The organism is Actinomyces mediterranea (assembly GCF_900155595.1).
Lineage (GTDB): Bacteria > Actinomycetota > Actinomycetes > Actinomycetales > Actinomycetaceae > Pauljensenia > Pauljensenia mediterranea.
The window spans coordinates 221372-247187 of record NZ_FTPB01000004.1 but is presented as its reverse complement, the minus strand read 5'-3'; the positions used below and the strand labels follow the sequence as shown (position 1 = coordinate 247187).

The following is a 25816-nucleotide window of genomic DNA, read 5'->3' as shown; positions in this document are numbered from 1 at the left end:
TTGATCCGTACAGCCGACCATCATTATCGGGCGGGGGCTGTACGGGTGAGCGATCAGGCGTCGCGCCTGAGGTATTCGGCGACCTGGAACGCCATTTCGAGGGACTGCTGATGATTGAGCCTCGGATCGACGAGAGTCTCATACCGCGACTCGAGTGACTCATCGTCGAGGTGGAGCGACCCTCCGACTACTTCCGTAACGTCATCGCCTGTCAGCTCGACGTGAATCCCGCCGGGCACCGTCCCGACCTCGTTGTGCGACTCGAAGAAGCCGCGCACCTCATCCATGATCGTCTCGAAGCGGCGCGTCTTGTAGCCCGTCGAAGAGGTGATCGTGTTGCCATGCATGGGGTCGGTGACCCACGTGACGGGCCGCCCATCGGCCTTCGACGCTTCAAGCAGCGGGATAAGGGTATCCGTGACGCGGTCGGCACCCATGCGGGTGATGAAAGTCAGGCGACCCCCCTCACCATCGGGGTTGAGGCGCTCAATGAGGCCGAGCATCTGCTCGACCGAGGTGGTGGGGCCGAGTTTGACTCCGACGGGGTTTCGCACGCGCGCCAGAAGTTCGATATGGGCGCCGTCGAGGTCACGGGTGCGCTCCCCGATCCACAGGAAGTGGCCTGAGGTGTCGTAGGGAAGACTCGTGCGCGAGTCGATGCGCGTCATCGCCGACTCATATTCGAGCAGCAGCGCCTCGTGCGCTGAATACAGGTCCACCTCGCGCAGCGAATCGAAGTCGGCGCCAGCGGCGGCCATGAACTTAACGGCGCGGTGGATCTCCTCGGCGAGGGACTCATAACGCGCATAGGCGGGATTCGAGGTGAATCCGCGGTTCCAATGGTGCACGAGCCGCAGGTCCGCATACCCGCCCTTCGTGAAGGCGCGGATGAGGTTGAGCGTCGACGATGCGTGATGGTACGTCTCCATGAGGCGCATCGGGTCGGGGGTGCGAGCCTCTTCGGTGAATTCGAAAGAGTTCACGGCGTCGCCCCGATAGGACGGGAGCGTCACCCCGTCCCGCGTCTCCAGGTCGGAGGACCGCGGCTTCGCATACTGGCCGGCGATCCTTCCGATTTTCACGACGGGCAGCGACGCGCCATAGGTGAGGACGACCGCCATCTGAAGGATCGTCTGGATCTTCAGGCGCAGGTGGTCCGCAGTCGCCTCCGCGAATGTCTCCGCACAGTCACCGCCGGTGAGGATGAATGCTTCGCCCCGACCTGCCGCGCCCATCCATGCCCGCAGGTCGTCGACCTCGCCCGCGAAGACGAGGGGCGGTTGTTTGCGCAGCTGTGCGGTCACGTCGACGAGAGCGTCCTCGTCGGGGTACTGCGGCTGCTGAAGTGCTTCGCGGGAGCGCCAGGAGTCCCAGGGGGCTTCAGCACCGCCCTCGGGGGACCACAGTTGTTCCGGGTCGCGGCGCCGCGGATCCGATGAGAATCTGCTGGCGCCGCGACCCGGCTGAACGGGGAGATTCAATTGGCAGCAGGCTTCACGCTCTGGCCGATCTCGGCCATCATGTCGGTGAACCACTCCTGCGTGATGTCGAAGGGCTTGCCCCCGGCGATGCGCGGGAAGGCGATGGCACAGAGGCGGTCGCCGTTCTCCTCGTCGTGTCCAATGACGCCGGACTCTCCCTTGAGGGCGCATTCAACGGCGAGGTCGGTCATCGACTTGATGAGGCGCAGATCGTCGGCATTCGCGCGCGAGGAGCGCGAGAAATAGCCGGACTTTTGAACCATGACCTTCTCGGCCTCGATCTTCGAGGCGAACTGCTTCGCGAACCACTGGCCGGGGTTGATCGTATCGAGCTTGACATGGCCGAAGGGGTCGCGCTGGACCTCGACGCCCGCGGCCTCCATCTCGGCGATGATCTCGGGAACGCCGGCGCCCTCGGACAAGAAGATGTTGACATTGCCCTGCTCATCCATGATCGCCTTGAGGCGTTTGGCCTCGGCATCGATGTCGAGGGCCATTTCGGGCAGGAACACGGCGTGGATGTCCCAGCGCTCCTTCGACAATCCGATGGAGGGGACCCACTGCTGGGTCTTAAGCCATTCGTGGTATTCCTTTGAGCCCGCGGCGGTGAGCCAACCGCAATGGCGGCCCATGATCTCATGGATGATGAGCATGCGGGGGTTGGAGCGGTGCTCGCCGATGATGTTCTGAGCGTACTCGGAGACTTCTTCGGCGGCGGTCCATGCGCCGAGGGACTGGCGGATCGGGATGACGTCGTTATCGATGGTCTTGGGAAGGCCGACAACGGTGAGGTGGTAGTCGTGCTCTTCGAGGTAGGCGGCCAGGTCGGCGGCGGTGGTGTTCGTATCGTCACCACCGATGGTGTGGAGCACGTCGACGCCGTCCTTGCGGAGCTGCTCGGCAGCCTTCTCAAGGGGGTCCTCGCCCTCGGCGACGAGGCCTCGCTCGACGAGGTTCTTCGCATTGGTGAGCTTCACGCGGGAGTTCCCGATCGGGGAACCGCCGTAGCGGTGGAGGACGGCTGCGTGCGTGCGGGCCTCTTCGTCGACGACGACGTAGTTACCGGTGAGCAGGCCGTGGTAGCCGTTCTGGTAGGCGATGATCTCAACAGAGGGATCGATCTCGTTGTAGCGCTCGATGAGGCCTCCGACAGCGGAGGAGAGGCACGGGGCGAAACCGCCGGCGGTGAGCAGAGCGACGCGGCGAACCGACATGGATGACACCTTTCAACCAATATTTCGTGCGGCCGGACGGCGCGCACGCAACGTGCTCATCTTAGCGTCAGATGACGTTCGGGCGAGAGGGCGCCCGTCCCATGGGATGGGTCACGCCGATGGGTCGATGAAGCGCAGTTCCTCCTCGGTGAGGGGGACGGGCGGCTGATCATCGGGACGCTGGGGCACGTCGACGACGGGGGCTGTGCGGCCGCCCGGTGCGGCCCTTCCATTGGTCGGCACGGGGCCGTCGAAATTGCCCTCGGCAGCGAGCTTCGCCTTGACATCCGCCGCGTAGAGGTCGACATACTCCTGCCCGGACAACAGCATGAGGTTGTACATGATCTCGTCGGTGATGGCCCGCAACACGAAGCGGTCCTTGTGGAGGCCCTTGTAGCGGCTGAAGTCGAGGGGCTCGCCGATGACCATCCCGATATTCGTGCGCGATGGGATCTTCTGACCGATGGGCTGGGCGGTATGGGTGCCGATCATTGCGACGGGGATGACGGGCGCTCCCGACAACAGCGCGAGCCTGGCGACCCCCGTCTTGCCACGATACAAGCGTCCATCCGGGGAGCGGGTCCCCTCGGGGTAGATGCCGAAGAGCTCGCCCTCTCCCAGGCGCTTGAGTCCTGCTTTGAGTGCGCCCTCGGAAGCACGCCCCCCGGAGCGGTCGACGGGGATGGTACCGACTGCGCGCATGAATTCTTTCGTCACCCAGCCCTTGACGCCAGTCCCCGTGAAGTAGTCGGCCTTCCCCATGAAGACGACTTCCCGGTCGAGCATCATGGGCAGAAATACGGAATCCCATACGGCATTGTGATTCGAGGCAAGAATGGCGGGACCCTTGGCGGGGATATTCGCCTTGCCGCGGATCCACGGCTTGTACGCCGCTTTGAGGATCGGGCCTCCCGTAGCCTTGAGTGCCTGGTAGAACGCCATGGTCCCTCCTTGGGGAAAGAGGACGAGTTCACGAATTAGAATCAACTCTATGCCTAAGTCTGCCCCGATGCCCGTTAGCCGCGATAGCGGGCATCCAGGTCCGGACACTCGTGCGCCCGCTCGCGCACAGGTGAGCACTCGAGCGACCCTGTCCTCACTGCTCGATTCAGATTTCGTCATCATCGACGTGGAAACCACGGGTCTGGGGGCCGATTCTGCGATCACCGAGATCGGGGCGCTGCTGGTCATGAGTGGGAGGATCGCCGACGAATTCCACTCGATGGTGAACCCGACTCTCCCCATCCCCCGGCGCATCACCGAACTCACGGGCATCACGACTGAGATGGTCGCCGACGCCGACCCGATCGATGTCGTCTTCCCGCGTTTCATCGACTGGTCCCGCATCGATGAGGACGGCCCCGCCCCCACACTTGTCGCTCATAACGCGCCCTTCGACATGGGCTTCCTCACGAGGGCGGCACTGGCCTGCAACCGGCCATTCCCTAATGTCGGCATCATCGACACCCTCGCCCTGTCGCGCGTTCTCCTGCCGAGACCGCGCATTGCGAACCACCGTCTCGCCACCCTCGCCGATTACTTCGAGATCGCCCAGCCCCACGCGCACCGCGCCCTATCGGACGCCTATACGACGTGGCAAGTGCTCCTCGCCTTGGCCCTCATCAACGAGGAGCGGTGCTCGGGCAGCGATAAGGGCGGGCACCGTGCGTCTGCCCTTATGCACAGTCTCAGCGCCCCGACGTCAGAAGGTCCGCGACCGTCTCCTGAAGGGTGAGGGGGTCGAGGGGATCTGGAATCGCCGCAGCCCCTCCTGCCCAGGTTGCCAACCAGTCGTCCTGCTGACGGGCGGTGAGGAAGACGATCGGGGGGACAGTGTCGATCGTGTTCGCCAACTCGTGCGCGAGCGACATGCCGCCCTCTTTTGTGGTCTCCGCATCGAGGATGAGGAGCGCGAAATCGGTATTCTCCACGAGTTCCCTCGCCCCAAAGGGGGTGGCCGCCTCGGACCACTCGATGGTGGGGGAATTCTTGGAGGCGCGCACGCCGACGCCTTTGATAACGGCCCGCCGCTTGGCGGCGTCACCGCTGAAGACGAGGATGCGGGCAGATGATTCGCTCACTGTTATGTCCTCCTGTGATGCGGATACCGACGATCCATCGGACTGGAACCGGGTCCATTGTACGCGCGTACGCACTCGAGGGCGGTCCGCCGGTGCGGGGGAGCGCCCTCGAGTCGTAGTGTGCGTCGTCAGCCCTGTGAGCCGTCGAGCTTCATGATGCCGATGACGTCGACGACGATGAGCGTCGGCGACGCCGAGGAGGCGGATCCCGACTGCTGCGATTGAGTGCCGAGGATGAATGCGACTCTCGAGCCGACTGTCGTCCCGACCAGGTTCTGCGCATCTGCAGCGATCACCTGCGGCGATTCAGCGGACCATGTCGACACGGCCTTCGATGCGTCGCCGATGGGGGCTCCAACCCCCTGATAGACGATGTAGTCTCCGGATTGCGCTTGCGCGCCCGCGCCCGTGATGAGCGTGGTCTGCGAATCCGCATCGGGGATGGCGACGCCGTCTGCGAATGCGATGGTCGGCTCTGTGCCGGGATCTCCGGTGACGGTGATCCCATCGGGCAGGGACTCACCGGTGGGGGCGCCCCGCCCCATGAGCTCCTCATCAACGGTGACGGCGCTGGAGGAGTTGAGGATGTCGATGACGAAGACAAGTGTCGACCCGGCGGGGATTGAGCCCGACGTCTTGTCCCCGTAGCCGTATTGCGCGGGGATGACGAGCATGAGCCGATCGCCCACGTGCTGGGTGGCGAGCCCGTGGGTCCATCCGGGGATGAGATTCGCCAGAGGCGTCACCAACGGTGAACCGTTTTCGAATGAGGACTCGATCTTCGTGCCGTCCCACAGCGCCAACTCGTAATTGACGGCGATGGTGTCGCCGGCTCGGATCTCGCCTCCCGAGCCCTTGACGAGGGTCTTGACCAAGATCTTCTCAGGGGTGTCTCCGCTGCCCGCTGAGATCTCCGGGTCATCGCCGAACCCTCCGGTGGCCTCGGGGAAGTTCCCGTTCCCAGAGCGATCGACCTCGGGGGCGGACGCCGAGGACTGCGACTGGGACTGCGCCCCGCTGGATTGGGAGGGGTCAGTCGATGAGCAGGACCCCAGTGTGACGGTCATGGACAGGGCGATGACTGCGGCGGCAGTGCGCAATGTGATCTTCATAGGCTCAGTGGAAGGACTCTCCACACGCACAGGTGTTCTTGGCGTTCGGATTGTCGATAGTGAAACCCTGACGCTCGATGGAATCCGCGAAGTCGATGGTGGCGCCATTGAGGTAGGGGACGCTCATGCGGTCGACGACGACCTCGACGCCGTCGAAGTCGCGCAGGGCGTCTCCGTCAAGGATGCGGTCATCAAAGTAGAGCTGATAGATGAGACCCGAACAACCGCCGGGCTGGACGGCGATGCGCAGACGCAGGTCGTCACGGCCCTCCTGTTCGAGCAGGCTCTTCACCTTCGCAGCTGCGACGTCGGTGAGCAGAACCTCGTGGGTGGGCGCTTCGATGTCAACGTCAGACATGATGCTCCATTCATTGATATGAAACAGTCGTGTTACGGGTAGTCAGCCTACGTCCACTCGCCGATCCTGGCCACAGCGGACACGGCAGATGAGACCGAGGAAACAATCAGGAACGCTGTGTTTCGGCTATATCGCCCATGTTTTGGCGACCCTTGCCCCGGCCTCGTCGAGCGGGATATCAGTGCCGGTGACGAACTGTCCGTGCATCCCCCATTCGGCGAGCTCGTGGGCGGACAGGGAGGACTCCTCCCCTACGGCGACGACGGGAAGAGCCAGATCGGCGGCAGCACTCGTTATGGCGTCGAGGAGCGCATCAGCCAGGGCGGGCGAGTGCAGACGGGGCTCGGCGACGATAACGAGGTCGGCGCCGTCGAGGCGCGCGTCGAGATCAAGCGCGGCGCGCAGGAAGTGCCCGGTGGGGATGATCCGTCCTCCTGCGGCAGCGATGATAGCCCCCACTCCCCCCGCGGCTCCCGAACCGTCGATTCTCCCCCAGTTATTCGACTCACGGCTTCGGGTGGGGTCCGGCGCCAGAGGGAGGCCCCGGGTTCTTACCGTTAGTGAGCGCGCGAGCACGGCGAGCCGATCCCTATCCGTTCCCATACGCGCCCCAAGATCGGGGTCGACAGCGAGGACCGAGGTCATTCCCAGGAGCGGGCGCCTGGTCGACGCCGCGCAAATGACGTCGCGCCCCGTGAACGCTCGACGCACCGCTTCGAGGGCCGTGGTGAGTTCATCGACCGTGGGAGAAGCGCCCAGGGGCGCTGGGGTGAAGGCGTTGATGAATCCGAATCCGCAGTCCGGATCGTCCAAGTGGCCGCCCTCGACGAGAGGGGTCAGGCCCGCATCGAGGGCTTCTTTCGCCTCCCGCCCGGCTCTCGCAGTGGAATCCTCGGAGCGCTCCACGCTGATCGGCGCCCACGAGTGCCCCGGCGCTTGATTCATCGCCTCCACGAAGGCCGACCCCACCCCGAAGGGGATGATATCCGCAGCCCAGTGGGGCCGTGCCTCTGTAAATCCCTGTGCGATGCGAGCGAGGGCGCGGGTCGGACAGATCGGGTCGCCGCCCGCCGACTCCCAGTGCCCGAGGATGGCGACTCTTCGCGTCACAGCCGCGCGACTCGCGTCAACAGGAGGGCCTCAGCGAGAATGGCGGCGCGAAGGTCCGTCAGCGACTGCGACTCATCTTCAGAATGCGCATTCGTCATCGGATCCTCGACTCCCGTAACAACGACCTGCGCGTCGGGGAAGAATCGTTGGAAGTCGGAGATGAAGGGGATGGAGCCGCCGACTCCGATATTAACGGACGGACGGCCCCAGGCTTCGCTGAGGACTTCGTGGACGAGAGCGGTCACGGGCGAGTCCATATCCGCACGATATCCGGGCCCGTACTCGTCGGGAGTCACGATCACGCGGGCGCCGAAGGGGGCGTGCGATTCGAGGAACGCCACGAGTGCATCCATCGACTCACGCGGGTCCGTCCCGGGCGCTGTGCGAAGCGACAGCTTGAAACGAGTGCGGGGGCTGATCGTATTGGAGGCCTCGGCGACTGGCCGCGCGTCGAAACCGATGACCGTGACGGAGGGCTTCGTCCACACCCGCGCGGCGAGGTCTCCCGTCCCGATGAGTTCGACGCCATCAACGAGTCCGGCCGCCGCCCTGAACTCCTCTTCGGGCCAGTCGACATCCGCAGTGGAGTCGCCGCCCAAGCCTTCGATGGCGAGGTCTCCATTGGCGTCGTACATGGAGGAGATCAACATGGCCGCAGCGGTGACTGAATCGAGGATGGGGCCGCCGAACATCCCGGAGTGGACCGCATGGTCCGCGATGATGACGTCAACGGTGGCGACGCAGTTGCCCCGAAGCGAGGAGGTGACGGCGGGCTCGCCGACCTTCCAATTGTCGGAGTCGGCGACGACGATGACATCCGCGCGCAGCCTCTCCCTGTACGCGTCGAGAAAGGCCGTGAAGGACGGCGAGCCCAACTCCTCTTCGCCCTCGATGAAGACGACGACATTGACGGGAAGGTCCTCGCCGAGGATCGACAGGGCACCGAGGTGGACGACGATTCCTGCGCCGTCGTCGGAAGTGCCGCGCCCGTAGATCCTCTCTCCGCGAATCGTCGCGGTGAAGGGATCGGATGTCCAGCGCCCCGCCTCGCCGACCGGCTGCACGTCGTGGTGGGCGTAGAGAAGAACGGTGCGCGCCCCGTCAATGCGCCTGGAGCGGGCCACGATCGCGGGCTTGCCGATGAGTCCGTCGTCAGTGGTGGTCTGAAGGATCTCCGCATCCAGTCCCAGGGCCTCGAAGGACGAGCGGACGTGTTGGGCGGAACGGTCGAGGTCGGAGGCGTGTTCGGGGTCGGAGGACACCGAGGGGATCGCGACGAGGGCTGCAAGCTCTTCGACGAGTGATTCGAAGGACTCATCGAGTCTGGCGATCAGTGTCTGGGCGGATGGGGATGATGTTTCACGAACGGACATGGGGCCAGAGTAGTGGACGAACGCCGGTGGCGGCGATCGCATCGGCTAGCCTAAGGTGATAATCCGACTCACGCGCAGACATGAGGAGATCCCAGGTGTCTAACAACGACACGCAGCCGTCGGCCTCTGGCAAGAAGGGCCGCCCCACGCCGACACGCAAGGAGGCCGAGGCGCGTAATGCCCGCCCGCTCGTGCCAGCAGATCGCAAAGAGGCGAAGAGGCAGGCACGTGCGAAAAGGGATGCGCAGTTCCAGCGCGAGCAGCACGCCCTCGAAACCGGGGATGAGCGCTACCTGCCGCTGCGCGACAAGGGCAAGGTGCGCCGCTATGTGCGCGACTGGGTGGATGCGCGCTGGTCATTCTCGGAGTTCCTCCTCCCCCTCATGATCCTCTTCCTCGTTGCGATGATGGCGGCCTCCCTCTTCGACCCGTCTCAGTCGACTCTGTCCGCATATGCGACGATCTGCGTAACTCTCGCCCTCTACTCCCTGTTCGGGATCTCCATCGTCGAGGGCGTCATCGTGTGGCAGCGTCTCAAACGCCGCATCCGCGAGCGCTTCCCCAATGAGGAGATCATCAAGGGCACCTGGTACTACTGCTATTCGCGGATGATCATGGCAAGGCGCTGGCGCAGCCCGAAGCCGCAGGTCAAGCGCGGCGAGTTCCCAGGGGCGAAAGTGGCGAAGAAGTAGCGCACGACATACAGGCGCATTAGATGAGGGGTCGAGTTCGCGCGGCCCCCATCTGCGTGAGACGGCGTGCGCCCGATCGGTGCGAGTCGACGACGCTTGCGGTTCATTATCACCATACTTGCCCATTCACAGGATCGGGCCGCGTGCGGCGGGCATCCACAGGAACGCACTCCCGGGGTTCTCGACCCGCAGGGTCCGGTGATGGAGTGGAGGCGTCGAAAGGAAAAGCCGTGTCCACTGCCATACCACTCCCCCTCGCCTCCTCCCCGGGCCTGTACGGCCCCGCCGGGTGGATCGACGACTGCGGAGTCTCCTCCCTCATTGCCCCGTGCCTGTGCGCCCCGTCCTTCGCCGATGACTTCGCGAGATTCGAGGGGGTCGGCGCCGACGAGGCCGCAGCGCTCGTTGAGATCCTGCCGCGGGGGAACTTGGCGGATCGACAGAACAACGGGCCGACTGTTGCCGAACTGCTGACACTCGCCATCAAGCGGCCGGGCGTCCTGTTGTCCGGTTATATCGTCAAAAGTCCCCGCTGGGATGAGCGACTGAGCATCGACGGGTGTTTCATCCCCGCGCAAGATGGCCTGCCCGCTCCGTGCCTCCACGGGCCCGTTGCACATTTGGCGTGGCCGCGCCTCAAAGAAGGGCTGCCTCTGAGAGGCGCACGGGCAATGCCGGACGAGATCATCGCAGTGCCCACACATGCAGATGACCTGGCATGGTGGCTCTGGTGGGACTAGAGCGCCTACTCTTGAAGCATGATCCGCGCAGCGTACTCCTGGTTGTTCACGCACCTCATCCACTACTCGGATCCGGAGGTGGCTCATCACGTCGGGCTTGGGGCCATTAGCGCCGCCGGGCGTTGCCCGCTGTCCCGCGGCCTCATGCGCGCCACGATCGGCCATCTCGATGCCATTCCGACTCATGAACTGGCCCAGCGCCGCCAGGTCTTCCTCGGCAATCGGCTCGTGACCGGCAAACTCGGCCTCGCAGCCGGGATGGACAAAGACGCTCAGGCGGTGCTCGGACTCACCGCCCTCGGCTTCGGCTTCGTCGAAGTCGGAACGATCACGCCCCGCCCCCAGCCGGGCAATGAGCGGCCCCGCCTGTGGCGGCTCATGGAAGCGCGGGGCCTGCGCAACCGCATGGGGTTCAACAACGAGGGCGCGGATGCGGCGGCTCAGCGCCTCGAGAAGCTGCGGCGGTCGAAGGCGGGGCGCTGCGCGATCGTCGGAACGAATATCGGAAAGAATAAGACGACGCCACAAGCGGACGCCGCCGGAGACTACGAGTACTGTGCGCGTACGCTCGCGCCGTGGGTCGATTTCGTCGTCGTCAATGTCTCCTCTCCGAATACCCCCGGGCTTCGGGACCTGCAATCGGTCGAACACCTTCGCCCCATCCTGGAGGCCGCCCGGCGCGGATGCGAGGATGCCGTCGACCGGCAGATCCCACTATTCGTGAAGATCGCACCGGATCTCGACGACGAGGAGATCATTGAGATCGTCGAATTGACGAAGGAGCTCCGCCTGGCAGGCATAGTCGCGACGAATACGACGATCGCCCACGAGCTCGGCGAGGGCGGAGTGTCCGGTGCGCCTCTGGCATCCCGGGCCCTTGAGGTGGTTCGACTCGTCGCCGACCATCTCGACGATGATCAGATCCTCATCGGAGCGGGCGGAGTCTTCACCGAGGACGACGCCCTGCGGATGCTCGACGCGGGCGCAGACTTGGTGGAGGCGTTCACGGCTTTCGTCTTTGAGGGCCCCTCCTGGCCGGGGCACGTCAATCGGGCTCTTGCACGGATCCGCTCATGATCATCCCCCTTGAGACGTCGGATCTATCCTCCGATCCCCGCCTCGCGGACTACACGTCCCTCAAAGACGTCGCCCTGAGATCCGCTTTCGAACCCGAGCGGGGCCTTTACATGGCCGAATCCACGAATGTCATCATGCGCGCCCTCCAGATCGGTCACCGTCCGCGCTCCTTCCTCATGGCTCCCCGCTGGCTGGAGGGCTTGGCTCCACTCATTGAAGAGTCGACGGGCGCCGCGGATGGCGCTGATGTGCCGATCTTTGTCGCAAATGAGGCCCTGCTTCAAGAGATCACCGGCTTCCATCTCCACCGGGGTGCGTTAGCGGCGATGCAGCGCCCCGAATTGCCCGCGCTCGCCGACCTGCTCGCGACGGCGCGAGACGGCGCCCCCGCGCGCAGGGTTGTCATCCTTGAGGACCTCGTCGATCACACGAATGTCGGCGCAGTGTTCCGCTCCGCCGCCGCCCTCGGCGTTGATGCCGTCCTCGTCACACCGAGCTGTGCCGATCCCCTGTACCGACGCTCCGTGAGGGTCTCCATGGGCACCGTCTTCCAAGTGCCGTGGACGAGACTCCCCTATTGGCCCGCGATCGACGATCTGCACGATGCGGGATTCATCGTCACTGCACTCGCCCTATCGGATGACTCCATCAGCCTCGACGACTTCGTCAACTCCCCGGTGTGCTCCTCGCCCGACTCAGCAGTCGCCTTCGTCATGGGGACCGAGGGCCATGGCCTGCATCGCAGGACCGTGCATGAGTGCGACGCGGTCGTGAAGATCCCCATGTCCGGTGGAGTCGACTCCCTCAATGTCGCGGCCGCATCCGCAGTCGTCTTCTGGGCGACCAGGGGCGTAGGGGGCGCACGCCCCTGACGCCACGAAATGCGCGGGGGCGGCGCATCCTACTCTTGCGAGTCTGCGACGCGAGGAGCCGGAACTGCGTCCTCATCATCGCCGGGGACTGTCAGCACCTTCAAGAGGACGACCGAGGCGACCAGGCCGCCCCAGATGAGCAGGATCGTCACGAGCATCATCACAACGGCTGCTGCACTCATCGGTATTCTCCTTCCACAACTCCAGTCGATGCGTCGAGCGCATCAGATGCCGGACTCGCGTCATCGCCGATGATCGCGGCAACAGTCTCAGCCGATACCGCATGATGGCGCCACGGGATGAGGGTGAACACGATCGATGCGATGATAGCGAAGGCGACAGAGCCCCAGCCGAGGATGACAACGAAACTCGTCTTGAAACCACCGTAACCATCGGTGATGTATCCGACGACTGCGGAGAACAGCATGAAAATGAGAACCGCGGGGATGACGACGCCAATGAGGATGTCCCACGCGCGCGGCACCTTCACCGAGGACACGGCATTGAGATGGTTTCGCAGCCCTTTCAAACGCGGGGCGTACAGCCCTGCGAGGATCGCCATGAGCACGGCCGTCGACACGACGCCGATGTTATTGATGAAGTTGTCAATGATGTCCAGATTGTTCAGGCCCGAGCGGGTTCCGAACAGGGACAGCGACAAAACCATTGCAGGAATACCAAAAGCGAGGGCGGCCATGACGGGACTCAAACCGAACTTGTCCTGCAGGCCGCCGGAGACGACTTGGAGGAGAGAGAGCAGCGATGTGATCCCTGCGAGGACAAGGGAAGCGAAGAAGAGGACGCCGAAAAGCGACCCGCCCGGCATCATCGACACGATCTGGGGGAAGGTGACGAAAGAGAGGATCGGACCGGTGAGGCCATCGAGATCTGCAACGGCAACGCCCTGAGTGTGTGCCATGAAGCCGAGGGCCGAGAAGACGCCGATACCGGCAAGAATCTCAAAGGAGGAGTTTGCGAACCCTGCGACGAGTGCGGTTCCCGTGAGATTCGTCTTCGGTTTGAGATAGGATGCGTAGGTCAGCATGATACCGAAACCGACGGACAGCGAGTAGAAGACCTGTGAGAAGGCGGCGAGCCAGACCTTCGGGTCGGCGAGTGCACTCCACTGGGGTGTGAAGAAGGCGTTGAGCCCGTCGACGGCTCCGTCAAGGAAAATAGCTCGGACGACCATGATGACGAAGAGGATGACGAGCAGGGGCAGGAAGACTTTGTTCGCCGCTTCAACACCTTTCGACAGGCCGCGCCCAATGATGAGAAGGACGAACAGCCAGATGAGGGCGAGGGGGATCATTACTGCGAGGACCGGCGTCCACGAGAAGGTGTCAGAGTCGACCGTTTTGAGGAAGTCGGAGACGAAGAAGGCCATGGGGTCTGAACCCCACACCTGATTCACTGAGAAGATGGTGTATTGCGCTCCCCAGGCGATGACTGCGGCATAGTAGATGAGGATGACGAAGCAGACGAACACTTGGAGCCAGCCGATGAACTCGCCTCCGGCTTTGAGGCGCCGCAACGCCCACGGCGGTGACCCGCGGAATTTATGGCCCAGTGCATAGTCGAGCCACAGCATGGGGATGCCCACGAAGAGGATGGCGACGAGGTACGGGACGAGGAAGGCGCCGCCGCCGTTAGAGTAAGCGACTCCGGGGAAGCGCCAGATATTTCCCAGACCGATGGCAGAACCGATCGCGGCGAGCAGGAAACCCGTCTGGCCGGTCCATGTATCGGAACGTCCGGGATGCTCGGTCGTTGCAGTGAGTGTTGACATGGGATTTCTCCTTCTCAGGAATCGCACCCAGGGTAATCGGCTGGTAATGGATGTCAAATGACCGTCCATACCGTAGACAGCGCGCCGATCAGAGCCCCAACACGACATGGAAGATCCACGCGGTGGCCACCGTCAACAGCAGTGATGCGAGCGTCGTGACGAGAACCGTCCCCTACGCGATGCGGATCCCGCTGCCCGCCCTCGTCGCCGCGATGAGCGCATTCTAGGCGGTCGACAGGCCCGCCATGATCATGACAGTCATGAGTTCGGCGTCATATCGAGCGCGATTCCGATGGGGCAGGCGATCGTTGCGGCGATGACCATGGGGTTGCGAACGACGGTCGTCATGATCGAGACGAGGGCGTATCCGATGCCCGACCCGGCGGCGACGACGCCCGAGCGTCTTACCGTCCATCCGATCGCAATGACGATGCCGATCGCGCAGATTCTCCAGATAATGGTGCCCACGCGGGCAGAGTACCGGGATCCACGCGGGCACGGGTGGCGCGTTCGAAGCCCGGCCCTCGTGGGTCACCAGGTGGAGACGACCTCGTCGGCTCGATTGAGGGCGGAGGCGATCGCCATGTGCATATCGAGATACTTGTACGATCCGAGGCGCCCTCCGAAGAGGACCTTGTCCTCCGCCTGCGCGAGTTGGCGGTATGCGGCGAGCATTTCGCGGTCCGAGGGATCCGACACCGGGTAGTAGGGCTCGTCGTCGCCCGTCGCGAATCGCGAGAACTCGCGCATGATGACGGTGTTCGTCGCACCGGGCCGCTCCCTCTCGGGATGGAGGTGCGCGAATTCGTGGATCCGGGTGAAAGGCACGTCCTCGTCGGAGTAATTCATGACGGAGCAACCCTGGTAGTCGGGGGTTTCCACGACTTTCGTTTCGAAATCGAGGGTGCGCCACTTGAGGCGGCCCGCCTCGTATCCGAAGTAGCGGTCCACCGCGCCCGTGTAGACGACGCCGATCTGGCCGACGGTCCTCGACTTGGAGAACTCGTGGGAGTCGTCGAAGAAGTCGAGGCCGGTGTGCACCTCGATCCTCGGGTGGTCGGCGAGACGCTCGAGCCAGGCGCCGTAGCCGTCAATGGGAAGCCCCTCGTAGGTGTCGCGGAAGTAGCGGTTGTCGTAGGTGAGGCGCACGGGCAGGCGGGAGATGATCGCAGGGTCGAGCAGCGTCGGGTCAGTCTGCCACTGCTTCGCCGTGTAGCCCTTGATGAACGCCTCATAGAGGGGGCGCCCAATGAGACTGATCGCCTTCTCTTCGAGATTGGCGGGCTCTTTGCCGCCCAGCTCGGCAGCCTGTTCGGCGACGAGGGCGCGCGCTTCGTCGGGCGAGTAGGCGGCACGGAAGAACTGGTTGATGGTACCGAGGTTGATCGGCAGCGGATAGATCTCACCACGGTAGTTCGCGTAGACACGATGCTGGTAGGAGTTGAAAGAGGTGAAGCGGTTGACGTAATCCCACACGCGCTCATTAGAGGTGTGGAACAGGTGGGTGCCGTACCGGTGGACCTCGACCCCCGTGTCGGGATCGATGGACGACCATGCGTTGCCGCCGATGTGGTCGCGCCGTTCGATGACGGTCACGCCCATGCCGAATTCTTCTGCAGCCTGGCGCGCAACGGTCAATCCGAAAAAGCCTGAGCCGACGACGATGAGATCCACTGCGAGTCCTCTCCTTGCGGTGACAATTCCCCCATCCTACGCGGCAGCGCTCTCATGGAAATAGGGCATGCGACTCATTACGGAGTAAGCCTTTCGCCTCATTACGACCGTCTCAAGAACGGCTATAGCATGTGAAAACGTTGTCCTCGCATACACTGGGAGTCGCATCGCGATTGACCGTGAAGCCGAAGCGAGGGGGATCCATGATCCGCGTGGGCATTGTTGAAGACGACGCTATCAGTCGCAAACTCATCCTTGACTACCTCACCAGGTATGAATCAGAGCACGACGAGTCCTTCGACGTATCGGTCTTCGAAGACGGCTCGCAAATCGTGCGGAACTACCGGCCCCGCTTCGACATCATCCTCCTCGACATCCAGATGCCCGACGTCGACGGCATGAGTGCGGCGAAGCACATCCGTTCCATCGATGAGCAGGTCGTCCTCGTCTTCATCACCTCCTCCCCCCAATTCGCCATCAAAGGGTACGAGGTCGACGCGACCTCCTACCTGCTCAAGCCCCTCCCCTGGTTCGCCTTCGAGCAGGAACTCACCCGCGCCATCGCGACCGTCCGCAAGCGCAAGAACTCCTCCCTCATCATCCAGTCCGGCACCGACGTCATCCGCTTATCCATCGAGGACGTCGTCTACGTGGAATCCGTCAAGCACCGTCTCGAGATCCACACGGTTGATGGCGCCTACTCGATTTCCGGGACCCTCAAGGACATGGAGGCCCAGCTCGACGGACACGACTTCTTCCGTTCGAACTCCTGCTACCTCGTCAACCTCGCGCATGTGCAGGGGGTGCGCGATCAGTCGTGCATCATGACCGGTGGCATGGATCTGAGGATCTCCCGGCCTCGTAAGAAGCTCTTCATGACCGCCCTTGCCACCTACGCGGGCGGGATCCGCTGATGGACGAGCCGCTCCCCGATATTCCGCGCCTCTACACTGGGATCGCCGAATGGGGTGCGTGCATCACCTACGTCTTCCTCATCACGAGGGCGAAGCTCTTTTCACGGACTGCGCTCATCGCGCCCGCGTCCCTCGCAGCCCTCATTGCCTTTCAATTCTTGGCGGATGCTCTGCCCGTGGGATTGTGGATTCCGGGGATGCTCGGCGCCTTCTGCCTCATGGCGGCCTCCATCCACCTGCTGTCGCGACTGGACCTCGTGTCCACCTGGCATCTCACCTTCAGGGCGTTCATCCTCGCCGAATTCATCGCATCGCTGCAGTGGCAGCTGTCCGTGTTCTTCACCTCCCGACACGACATCTATTCATTCCCCATGCTCACGATCATGCTATGCTCCTTCGCGCTGCTCCTGACTGTGTGGGCACTGCTCGAGAGGCGCAATATCACCCACGATGAGCCTCTCGCCCTCGACAAGTCGGACCTATGGATCGGTTTCTTCATCACCGTCGTCACCTTCTCCATGTCGAACCTGTCCTTCGTGTCCACGTCGACTCCCTTCTCCGGTCGCCTGGGTCCGGAGATCTTCTACATCCGGACCCTCGTCGACCTGTGCGGCCTGGCCGCCCTCTACGCTCAGAACGAGCGCATCATCCAAATGCGCACCACCGCGGAACTCACATCGATCCACGCGATGCTCGATGCGCAGCACAATCAGTACCTCCAGTCGAAAGCGGACTTCGAGGCGATCGGCCGCGCGCACCACGACCTCAAGCATCAGTTCGTGCTGCTGCGCTCAGAGATAGACCCCGAGTCCCGGGATGCGACCTTCGAGGAGCTCGAGCGCTCCATTTCCGACTTGGGAACGCAATTCCACTCCGGCAATCCCGTCCTCGACGTGATCCTGCGCTCGAAGGCGTCGGTCTGTATCGCCTCAGATATCGAATTCACCGCCGTCGCCGACGGCAAGCTCCTGTCGGCGATGAGCTCGATGGACATCGCCACCCTCTTCGGGAATGCCCTCGACAATGCAATCGAGGCCTCTCAGAAAGTCGCCGACCGTTCACGCCGCATCATTAAAGTCGCTCTCCACCAGATGGGCGAGATGGTCGTGATTCGCGTGGAGAACTGGTATCAGGGCGCGTTGTCCATAGACGCAGCGGGCAATCTATTGACGCGCAAGCCCGATCGGGCGCGTCACGGTTTCGGCGTCAAGTCGATCCGATGGACAGCGAAGAAGTACGGCGGCGAGGTGACGACGAGCACGGATGGGCAGTGGTTCACGCTCACGGTGCTCCTGCCCAATACGACGCCCGTCGGCAATGACGCGAAGAGACCGGTCAATTGAAGCCCACGACGGAACGCGCGATGGCGTAGCCCGCACGCAGCAAGGTACGGCTGCGCATGCGGATGACCCTGCCGAGGAGGTCGTGTGTGACATGAGCCGCAGCCTCGGGGTTCGCTCTCTCCAGATCCTCCCAGAGGCGATCCTTCATAGCGAGATGCTCGGGCGTTCCCGACAGTTGCGCCATGATGGTGCACACGACGCAGTTGATCCGCAGGAAGTGGATCATGTAGCGGTACAGGTTCTCCGGCACGCTCCCCTGAGCGGGGATGGCGTCGACCATCGCCCGATTGACCGTCATGAGCTGGTCGAGTCTCGAGATCATCACTTTCTCATTGACGGACTGGTCGTCGCGGCCGATGAGGTACCGGTACAGATCGACGTCGAGGTATCGGATTGTGCGGATCAGGGGGAAGGGCGTGTGGGCATAGAGGAAGTCGACGTAGAAAGTATGTTCGGGCAGGTTGAGCCCCGACTGTCTCACGAGGTCGGTGCGCATCGTCAACGCATGCATCATGAGGTACTGGTTGTAGCGGCAGCGGCGAACCTCGTCCCAGCCGATGGTGCGGCCCGTGGGAAGGACATTGCGGAATCGGACGACCGCTTTGTGGGCCTTGCCCTGCTTCTCGTAGACGTAGTTCGTGACGAGCAGATCGAGTTCACGGCCCGCCTCACGCTCGGCGCGCAGGACGTCGAGCACGTGGTTCATGGCCGAGCGGTCCACCCAATCGTCGGAGTCGACGACTCGGATATGAGTGCCTGTCGCCGCTCCGACGCCCGTGTTGACGGCCCCGCCGTGCCCCTTGTTCTCCTGGTGGATGGCGCGCACGCATGTCGGGTACTGCGCCGCCCAACGATCTGCGAGCTCGGCCGTTGAGTCCGTCGATCCGTCATTGATGATGAGCACTTCGACCTCGTCACGGTAGTCAACGAGGGAGGTCATCGCACGATCGAGATAGGACTCGGAGTTGTAAGAGGGGACGATGACGGAGAGTAGCGGCTGTTGCTCGGGCATAGTGTCTTCCTGTTTCAATCAAGACCCGGGTCGTATCGGGGCGTCCTCGGGGCGCATCATCTAAGGATAGGAGGCGACTCAGAAATGTCCGAACCGCCCCGCTCAGATGGCCTCAAGCAGTGGCCTCCTCCGTCTCGGGGGCCTGCGTGAAGATGAGCTTGAAGATGGGGAAGAACACCCAGAAGGAGATCGCCGAATTGATGATCATCGTGATGATATCGGCGACGGTCTCACCCGTTCCAGCACCCATGGCGCCCTTGCACCACGAGTAGATCGGCTCTTTGTATATGACCTGGAGCGCAGCTGCGACGATCGTGATGATGACGTAGGCGAGGGCGTACCAGAATGCCGCGCGCCATACCGACGAGTTTGACTTGAAGGTGATGTTGCGCTGTGCGAAGAAGTTGATGACTTGGGCGATGAGGAGGGTGATCTCAACGGCGAGGAAGTATGACAGGCCGCCGCCGGAACCGTCAGCCTGGATCGCTCCCGCTGCGTAGTCGAAGAGGTAGACGGTCTCACCCCCGGAGTTGCCGACCGGTAAGAATTGGAAGGGGGTTCCCTGTAGCGATGTGAAGGAGAAGATCCATTTGAATACCGGCATGAGCACTAGTTGAAGGACCGTCACACCGTTAGAGAGGATGAAGAAGACGATGAACTGTGAGGCGGTCTCGTGCTTCTCGGCGAAGTTCTTCCACCAGTTCTTCAATGTGTCCATAGTTGTTCTTCCTGACAGTTGTGTGGGATGGGATTACTCGGCTGCGGTCGAGGCGGCGTCGATATCGCGCTGCGTTCGAGCGTTCGCCGTGCGATTGGAGAAGAAACCGCCGACGGTGGCACCGACGCCGCGGAAGAAGTGACCATTGACGATGTCGACGATTCCATCGACCATCTGATCGGACACGGCTCCCTGCGTCATCTTCGCCATGGCGCGGAACGGCATATTGAGAACGAAGAGGACATTGAGGTCGGGCTCGCCCGTCGCATCCGCCTTCTCCTTCTGCTTGAACAACATCTTCGCGCCCAAACGGGCGAGGGCGGACTTCGCGTGCTCCATGGAGGACAGTGGATCCGATGCATCGAGGACGTTCTTCGTCATCTGTCGGGGGATGGGGTGTCCAAGAAGCGCTTCGAACTCTTCATCGGTGGCGAGGTCGACTTCGCCGGTGAGGTAGTGGCCGAGAGCCGACGGAGCGGAGGGCTCGATGCCCTCGACCCGGAAGGGGGCGGATTCGACCATCTCATCGGCATTACGCCCTATGGATACCGTCCACTCTCCCGCTGTGCGCACCCATGTGTTCGAGGCCGTGTCGAAGTGACGGAAGGTGTAGTCGTCGAAGGGGATGACGACTCGAGCCGACGCTCCGGGTTCAAGGCGGACCTTCGTAAATCCCTTGAGCTGGCGCACCGGTCCCCAGGCGCTTTCGGGGGTCGACACATAGAGTTGAGCGACCTCGGCTCCCGCCCTGTCGGATGTGTTCGTGAGGATGAAGTGGGCTCCCTCGGCGTTGACGACCAGATTCGAGTATTCGAAGGTCGAGTAGGACATTCCGAATCCGAAGGGATAGGCCACGGGCGTCTTCGTCGTCGTGAAGTAGCGGTATCCGACGAAGGGGCCCTCCTTGTAGTGGGACAGCTGCTGCGTCGCGGGGTACCAGCCCGATGTGGGAGTGTCCTCGTAGCGAATCGGGTAGGTCTCATTGAGGCGTCCCGACGGGTTCACTTCTCCGGTGAGCACCTTGAGGGCCGCACTCGCACCGGCCTGTCCGGACAGGGACTGGTGGATGATGGCCGCCGTCTTCTCCGCCCAGGGGGTTTCGACGGAGGAACCCGTGGACAGGACGACCACGATCGGGGTTCCGACTGCTTCGAGGGCATCGATAAGGTCGATCTGGACCTGCGGGAGGCGCATATGCGAGCGGTCGAGGCCCTCGGATTCGGAGAGTTCATCGAGCCCGATGTAGGCGAGGATAATGTCGGCCCGGGCGGCGAGCGTCACCGCTTCAGCGGCGAGGGCGTCGTTCTTGGCGCCTTGACGGTCGTAGCCCTGGGCGTAGCCGACGACGTCGAGCGGGAAGTCGGAGATGACGTCGAGGGTTGTTTCGAGCGTAATCGGATTCACCTGGGAGGATCCGGATCCCTGGTAGCGGGGGGTTTTCGCCATATCCCCGATAACGGCAACTTTCGTGGAGGGAGCGAGTGGGAGGGTCGCATTCTCATTGCGCATGAGTACGATGGATTCTTCTGCCACGCGGCGCGCGAGTGCGTGGTGGGCGTCGGCCTCGAGAGCGGGCAGTTCACCATTGGACGGGGCCGCAACCGCGATGTTGATGACTTCCTGAGCACGGGCGTACACGTCTTCGGCGCCGAGTTCGCCGGATTCGACGGCCGCGACAATGGCGCGGGTGCCGCACAGCCCGGGGGCTGGCATTTCAAGGCTTCCGCCTGCCTTCGCGGCTCCCACTGCAGTGTTGGAGCCTCCCCAATCGGATACGACCATGCCGTCGAATCCCCACTCGTCGCGGAGGATCTCGGTGAGCAGGTGGTGGTTCTCGTGGGCGTAGACGCCGTTGATGAGGTTGTAGGAGGACATGAGGGTGCGGGGCTTCGCTTCGCGGACGACGATTTCGAAGGCCGTCAGGTAGATTTCGCGCATTGTCCGTTCATCAATGATGGAGTCGGATGACATGCGGCGCAGTTCCTGGGAGTTCACTGCGAAGTGCTTGGGGCATGCGGACACGCCCTCTGATTGGATGCCGCGGACGAGGCCGGCGGCCATGCGCCCAGCAAGAACCGGGTCTTCGGAGTAGTACTCGAAGTTGCGTCCGCACAGCGGGGAGCGCTTGATATTGAGGCCGGGGCCGAGGAGGACGTCGACGCCAAGGGCGCGGGCCTCTTGCCCCAGTGCGGCGCCCATCTGCTCGGCGAGTTCGGGATCCCACGAGTTCGCAACGGTAGCGGCGGTCGGGAAGCAGGTGGCGGGCTCAGAGGCGGCAATGCCGAGGTGGTCGCCGGTGCCGAGCTGACGGCGCACGCCGTGGGGTCCATCCGACATGACGAAGGAGGGGATGGAGCGTCCGGGCAGGGGGCGCGAGTCCCATTCACTCGACCCTGACAGTAAGGAGGCTGCTTCCAGCAGCGTGAGATCGTGTGCATCGATGGAGGCCACGTCGTTGTCCCTTCGTGAGCGCCGTTGCATTGGGATCGGTCGGCATCGTCGACCAACCGTTGTTCTTATCAAACGCGTTGTTCGGCGTGGATTTCGACCGACAATGCATGGCTTGTCGTTTTTTCTTGATGTTTTGTCTTCGGGCGGCGCCCTGCGCAGGGGCGCCGCCCGAAGGTGAGTCACTCACTCGTCCCAGTCATCACTCGACTGTTGTCCGAGCGGCGTTGGTGCGCTTGACACGGCGCGCCACTGCGAATGCTCCGCCTGCGACGAGAAGGATCAACAGCGCGGAGACGCCGTACTGGATGTACTTCCACATTGGAGGCGTGTAGGTGACTGTTGCACCCGGTGCCAGGCCGTTCATCGCATTGGAGTTCGCCACCGAGTACAAGATGTTCTTCGTGGCATTGCGGATATTTGACACGGCGTGCGCGGACTTCGTATCCGAGTAGCTCTTCGACGGAGCGAAGGACAGCGTGAGGTCCGTGCCGGCATCAATGCCCTGGTTCGGGTTCATGTAGTTGTACAGGTTGAAGTCCGTGATGGCGAAGCCCGTGAACGACCACTCGTTGCGCAGAACATTCGTCATAAGGGGCTTCGACCCGCCCGCCCAGGTCGCACCGATGCGGTTGAAGGAACTCATCACTGCAAGGCCGCCGATTTCGGTGGTCGATGTGTTGCCATGGTCATCGCAGATGTAGATGATCTCGGTCGACACGTTCTTCACGGCGAGCTCGAAGGGCTTGAGGTAGAGTTCGCGGATCGCCTGCTCATTCGCCCAGGATGCGACGCCGTTATTGACGCGATTCGTTTCCTGGTCGTTGAGGGCGAAGTGCTTGAGCGTCGTGTACAGGCCCTTCTCGATGGCGCCTTGTGAGACGGCTGCGGCCATCTCGCCCGACAGGTATGGATCCTCCGAGTAGTACTCGAAGTTGCGGCCAGCGAAGGGGCTGCGGTGCAGGTTCATCGCGGGTGCGTACCATCCGGAAACCTGCTTGAGCAGGGACTCGTTGCCGACCATGGCGCCCATGGCCTTGGCGAGGTCCACATTCCACGTCTGCGCGATGGTGAACTCCGACGGGTAGGCCGGGCCGTTCACGGACTGGTTAATGAAGGAGGAGAATCCGGCGGGACCGTCGAGGTCGACGACTGCGGGCTTCGCGATGGATTCGATTGCCGCAGAGTTGTATGCGCCGTTGAGGAGCATATTCGTCATCTGATCAACGGTGAGGGAGTCAAGCAGTTCATCCCACTTCGGATCGTCATAGGACAGCCCGCGCAGGTCGATGAGCGTCAGACTCGAGGTCTTACCGGTTGCAGGCATCTCAGCGTCAGAAGCCGCCGCAGCGGCCTTGACATCGTATTCGGCGAATCCGGCCCTCGCCGCGTCGGACGCGTGCATGAGATCGGTGCCCAGCGGCGATGTCGGGAAGGTCCCCTCGAAGTCGGCGCGCGACATGTTGCGGATCTTGTCCGTCTGCGAAGCGTCGTCGGTGAACTCGCCGGAGACGTCGTCAAACTGGTTCGTCGCGGCAACGGCGTCGGTCGAACGGGGGTTCTTCTCGTCGTAGACGATGGTGTCGGCGACCGTATAAATCATAGGCTCCGTGCCCTCGGCGACGGTGTGGGAGTCCGACTGAACGGTGATCGTGTAATCGCCGGCTTCAAGGACGTACGCCTTCTCGTCCTTGTAGTCGTAGGACGCCATGTCCTCAACCTTGAAGGCGAGGGTCAGGGTCTGTGAGGCGCCGGGAGCGAGGTCGCCGGTCTTGGCGAATGCCCCGAGGACGACGGCAGACTTCTCGATGCCTCCCTTGGTGTAGGGGGCGGAGTAGTAGAGCTCCACGACGTCCTTGCCGGTTGTAGTGCCGTTGTTGGTCACCTCGACGTCAACGGTGATTTCACCATCGATATCGCCGAAGTTCTGGGATACGACCCTCTGAGAGAAATTGGAGTAGCTCAGGCCGTATCCGAAGGGGAAGACGACTGCCTGATCGTAGTTGATATAGCCTTCCACGGCTGCCGTCTCGTAGTAGCGGTAGCCGATGTAGATGCCCTCCTGGTAGTTGACGAAGGGGGCGTCCTTCGTCACTGTGGCATTAGAGGCTGCGGTCGCAAGAGCCGAGGCGGTGTACGTGGCGTCAAGGTCGTCGTACTTGTAGTCGCCGAAGTTGACGAAGGTCGGGTCCTTTGTGAAGTCGGCGGCCCAGATATCGGTGGTGCGACCGGAGGGGTTGACCTGGCCGACGATGACCCGACCGACGGCGTTGAATCCGGACAGACCGGGAGAGCCGATGAGCAGAATCGAATCGATATCGGCATCGTTGTGGAGTGTGCCGAGTTCCATTGTGGTCGATGAATTGACGACGACAATGACGGTGTCGAAATTCTTCTTCGCCAAGGCGATCAGATCCTGCTCGTCCTTGTTGAGTTCGAGCTGGTGCTGGCCGTCGGTGTAGTTGTCGTCCCATCCCTCCATGGATTGAGCGAGGTCACCGCCTTCACCGCCACCGCGGCCGATGAAGACGAGTGCGGCGTCACTGTAGTCTGCGAAGGAGGATTCGACAGCTTCATACTGGCTGACGGGGAGTTCACCGATGTAGTAGGTCGATGTGGCGGGGCTGTCCATTTCAATGATGGCGCGTTCGTTCTCAGCGGCGTAGGACTTAATGGTCTGGTAGACGGTGTCATTGATCTCGAAGCCGGCGTTCTCGAGGCCTGCGCGCGCATCAACCGCAGTGGTCGTGTCGACGGAACCGGAACCGGAGCCGCCGTAGATCGGTTCGGCGGCCGAGCGTCCGAGCATAGTAACTTTGGCGCCCGTCGTCAGGGGCAGGGCCTCGCCCTCGTTCTTCGCCAGGACGATGCCCTCGGCTTCAATCTGTTCGATGAGTTCGAATGCAGCGGCATTGAGGTCGTCAATGCCGCCGTAGTCGGCAGTGTAGTAGTCGGTGTCCCAGGTCTCGCCCTCGGGAGAGTTCGACACCGTATAGGTTCCGGACCCGATTTGGGATCCGATCCATTTATCGAAAATACCGATTGCAATGTTGGCGACGACGACGAGGATGAGGACGACGGCAAGGACGGGGATCCAGATCGCCATGTACTTCTTATTCGTCATCGGAGCTTTTTTTGTACTAGCCACGTTTCCTCCTTCAGCTCAGATGTTGTGCGGGTCGACTGTTGCAAGCCGTATGTGGGCGATAGACCCGCCCGCACCGTTGAACGGCTGCGGCTCCTCCGTCGTCCGAATCGCATGGGACTCGGACGACGGCCGGGGTCAACACTCAGAAATCGAGATCACTTGGTCGCTTCGGTGATATTGCCGTCCTGATCGATTTCCCAGGTCTTCTGGGATTCGGCGGCGACGGCTCCGATGACGAACTTCGGGCCGGGCTCGATCTTTACGATCGAGGTGGTGAGCTTCTCGGTTGCCTCTGAGTAGGCGTAGGGTACGACGAGCATGCCGTACTTCTCGGTCGGCTTCTTCACGTCGGATGCGAGGTAGATCTGGTCGAGGTCGGGGTTCTCGGCGAGGGTGTCGAGAATGGTCTGACGTGCGAGCTCCAGGTCGGCCTTGGTCTCCGCATCCTCTCCGTCTGCCGCTTCAGCGGGAGCGCCCTGGGTGGTGGCGCTGGAAGAGGAGGAGTCGGAGGAGCAGGCTCCCAGACCGGCGCCGAGGGCGACGGCGAGTATTGCGGCGAGGCCGATGCGCAGGATTGATGTCTTCACGAGTGGTGTCCTTTCATGACGGACGGGATCCGTCTGGGTGGTGTGGGGTGGGCTCGTCACCGACGAGCCCACC

General features: G+C 62.7%; 24 protein-coding genes. 7 read left to right on the top strand and 17 right to left on the bottom strand.

The genetic code is table 11. The annotated features are described in order from the left end of the window. Positions 1–53: 53 nt before the first annotated feature. From BQ7471_RS05110 to BQ7471_RS05100, 3 genes are all read right to left on the bottom strand, one after another. Complete coding sequence (locus BQ7471_RS05110; protein ID WP_076464722.1) at positions 54–1481, bottom strand: class II 3-deoxy-7-phosphoheptulonate synthase; 1428 nt, start codon at positions 1479–1481, stop codon at positions 54–56. Beyond that, positions 1478–2695, bottom strand: a complete 1218-nt coding sequence (locus tag BQ7471_RS05105) for a pyrophosphate--fructose-6-phosphate 1-phosphotransferase (protein WP_076464721.1) — start codon at positions 2693–2695, stop codon at positions 1478–1480. The genes BQ7471_RS05110 and BQ7471_RS05105 overlap by 4 nt, the downstream gene beginning before the upstream one ends. 111 nt (positions 2696–2806) lie before the next feature. Next, complete coding sequence (locus BQ7471_RS05100) at positions 2807–3637, bottom strand: lysophospholipid acyltransferase family protein (protein WP_076464719.1); 831 nt, start codon at positions 3635–3637, stop codon at positions 2807–2809. Between the two features lie 49 nt (positions 3638–3686). Between BQ7471_RS05100 and BQ7471_RS05095 the strand changes: the two genes are divergently transcribed. Beyond that, positions 3687–4430, top strand: coding sequence for a 3'-5' exonuclease (locus tag BQ7471_RS05095; RefSeq protein ID WP_205408256.1), 744 nt, complete (start codon positions 3687–3689; stop codon positions 4428–4430). On the opposite strand, the gene BQ7471_RS05090 is transcribed toward BQ7471_RS05095, so the two are convergent. The 5 genes from BQ7471_RS05090 to BQ7471_RS05070 form a co-directional block, all read right to left on the bottom strand. Beyond that, on the bottom strand, positions 4384–4776 hold the full coding sequence (locus BQ7471_RS05090) for a response regulator (protein ID WP_076464716.1): 393 nt from the start codon (positions 4774–4776) through the stop codon (positions 4384–4386). The two genes, BQ7471_RS05095 and BQ7471_RS05090, sit on opposite strands and share 47 nt — an antisense overlap. Before the next feature lie 128 nt (positions 4777–4904). After that, a complete protein-coding gene (locus tag BQ7471_RS05085; RefSeq protein ID WP_076464715.1) occupies positions 4905–5888 on the bottom strand; it encodes an FKBP-type peptidyl-prolyl cis-trans isomerase in 984 nt (327 codons plus the stop codon). Between the two features lie 4 nt (positions 5889–5892). Next, entirely contained in the window at positions 5893–6246 is a 354-nt protein-coding gene (gene erpA, locus BQ7471_RS05080) for an iron-sulfur cluster insertion protein ErpA (protein WP_076464713.1), read from the bottom strand. Between the two features lie 126 nt (positions 6247–6372). After that, positions 6373–7356, bottom strand: coding sequence for a glycerate kinase (locus BQ7471_RS05075; protein WP_083663272.1), 984 nt, complete (start codon positions 7354–7356; stop codon positions 6373–6375). Then, positions 7353–8729: a M20/M25/M40 family metallo-hydrolase gene (locus tag BQ7471_RS05070; protein ID WP_076466171.1), complete on the bottom strand. Its 1377-nt coding sequence runs from the start codon at positions 8727–8729 to the stop codon at positions 7353–7355. The genes BQ7471_RS05075 and BQ7471_RS05070 overlap by 4 nt, the downstream gene beginning before the upstream one ends. Positions 8730–8824: 95 nt before the next feature. Between BQ7471_RS05070 and BQ7471_RS05065 the strand changes: the two genes are divergently transcribed. The 4 genes from BQ7471_RS05065 (at position 8825) to BQ7471_RS05050 (ending at position 12110) form a co-directional block, all read left to right on the top strand. Further along, on the top strand, positions 8825–9421 hold the full coding sequence (locus BQ7471_RS05065; protein WP_235821242.1) for a DUF3043 domain-containing protein: 597 nt from the start codon (positions 8825–8827) through the stop codon (positions 9419–9421). A 230-nt stretch (positions 9422–9651) separates the two neighbouring features. Then, complete coding sequence (locus BQ7471_RS05060; RefSeq protein WP_076464710.1) at positions 9652–10161, top strand: hypothetical protein; 510 nt, start codon at positions 9652–9654, stop codon at positions 10159–10161. Between the two features lie 18 nt (positions 10162–10179). Continuing rightward, on the top strand, positions 10180–11238 hold the full coding sequence (locus BQ7471_RS05055; RefSeq protein ID WP_076464708.1) for a quinone-dependent dihydroorotate dehydrogenase: 1059 nt from the start codon (positions 10180–10182) through the stop codon (positions 11236–11238). Continuing rightward, a complete protein-coding gene (locus BQ7471_RS05050) occupies positions 11235–12110 on the top strand; it encodes a TrmH family RNA methyltransferase (RefSeq protein WP_076464707.1) in 876 nt (291 codons plus the stop codon). The genes BQ7471_RS05055 and BQ7471_RS05050 overlap by 4 nt, the downstream gene beginning before the upstream one ends. A 29-nt stretch (positions 12111–12139) precedes the next feature. On the opposite strand, the gene BQ7471_RS11100 is transcribed toward BQ7471_RS05050, so the two are convergent. From BQ7471_RS11100 to glf, 4 genes are all read right to left on the bottom strand, one after another. Continuing rightward, positions 12140–12292 (bottom strand): methionine/alanine import family NSS transporter small subunit, encoded by a 153-nt coding sequence (locus BQ7471_RS11100; RefSeq protein ID WP_076464705.1) that lies wholly within the window; start codon positions 12290–12292, stop codon positions 12140–12142. Beyond that, positions 12289–13899 (bottom strand): sodium-dependent transporter, encoded by a 1611-nt coding sequence (locus tag BQ7471_RS05040; RefSeq protein WP_076464703.1) that lies wholly within the window; start codon positions 13897–13899, stop codon positions 12289–12291. The genes BQ7471_RS11100 and BQ7471_RS05040 overlap by 4 nt, the downstream gene beginning before the upstream one ends. Before the next feature lie 258 nt (positions 13900–14157). Further along, positions 14158–14367 (bottom strand): hypothetical protein, encoded by a 210-nt coding sequence (locus BQ7471_RS05035; RefSeq protein ID WP_076464701.1) that lies wholly within the window; start codon positions 14365–14367, stop codon positions 14158–14160. 63 nt (positions 14368–14430) lie between these two features. Continuing rightward, positions 14431–15573: a UDP-galactopyranose mutase gene (glf, locus tag BQ7471_RS05030; RefSeq protein ID WP_076464700.1), complete on the bottom strand. Its 1143-nt coding sequence runs from the start codon at positions 15571–15573 to the stop codon at positions 14431–14433. Positions 15574–15776: 203 nt separating this feature from the next. On the opposite strand from glf, the gene BQ7471_RS05025 reads away from it, so the two are divergent. Together BQ7471_RS05025 and BQ7471_RS05020 are read left to right on the top strand one after the other, a co-directional pair. Beyond that, positions 15777–16487: a LytR/AlgR family response regulator transcription factor gene (locus tag BQ7471_RS05025; RefSeq protein ID WP_076464699.1), complete on the top strand. Its 711-nt coding sequence runs from the start codon at positions 15777–15779 to the stop codon at positions 16485–16487. Continuing rightward, positions 16487–17830 (top strand): ATP-binding protein, encoded by a 1344-nt coding sequence (locus tag BQ7471_RS05020; RefSeq protein WP_076464698.1) that lies wholly within the window; start codon positions 16487–16489, stop codon positions 17828–17830. Before BQ7471_RS05025 ends, BQ7471_RS05020 begins: the two co-directional genes overlap by 1 nt. Here the strand turns inward: BQ7471_RS05020 and BQ7471_RS05015 are convergent. The 5 genes from BQ7471_RS05015 to BQ7471_RS04995 form a co-directional block, all read right to left on the bottom strand. After that, positions 17823–18842 carry a glycosyltransferase gene (locus tag BQ7471_RS05015; RefSeq protein WP_076464697.1) on the bottom strand — a complete coding sequence of 340 codons (1020 nt, stop codon included), beginning with the start codon at positions 18840–18842 and terminating at the stop codon, positions 17823–17825. The genes BQ7471_RS05020 and BQ7471_RS05015 overlap by 8 nt on opposite strands. A 112-nt stretch (positions 18843–18954) precedes the next feature. Next, positions 18955–19560, bottom strand: a complete 606-nt coding sequence (locus BQ7471_RS05010) for a hypothetical protein (protein WP_076464695.1) — start codon at positions 19558–19560, stop codon at positions 18955–18957. 33 nt (positions 19561–19593) lie between these two features. After that, the gene (locus tag BQ7471_RS05005; protein WP_235821241.1) at positions 19594–22011 is read right to left on the bottom strand and encodes a glycoside hydrolase family 3 C-terminal domain-containing protein; all 2418 of its coding nucleotides are present in this window, start codon (positions 22009–22011) and stop codon (positions 19594–19596) included. A gap of 199 nt (positions 22012–22210) precedes the next feature. Further along, entirely contained in the window at positions 22211–25156 is a 2946-nt protein-coding gene (locus tag BQ7471_RS05000; RefSeq protein ID WP_205408255.1) for a glycoside hydrolase family 3 protein, read from the bottom strand. A 155-nt stretch (positions 25157–25311) separates the two neighbouring features. Continuing rightward, entirely contained in the window at positions 25312–25743 is a 432-nt protein-coding gene (locus BQ7471_RS04995; RefSeq protein ID WP_076464692.1) for a hypothetical protein, read from the bottom strand. Positions 25744–25816 lie beyond the last annotated feature (73 nt).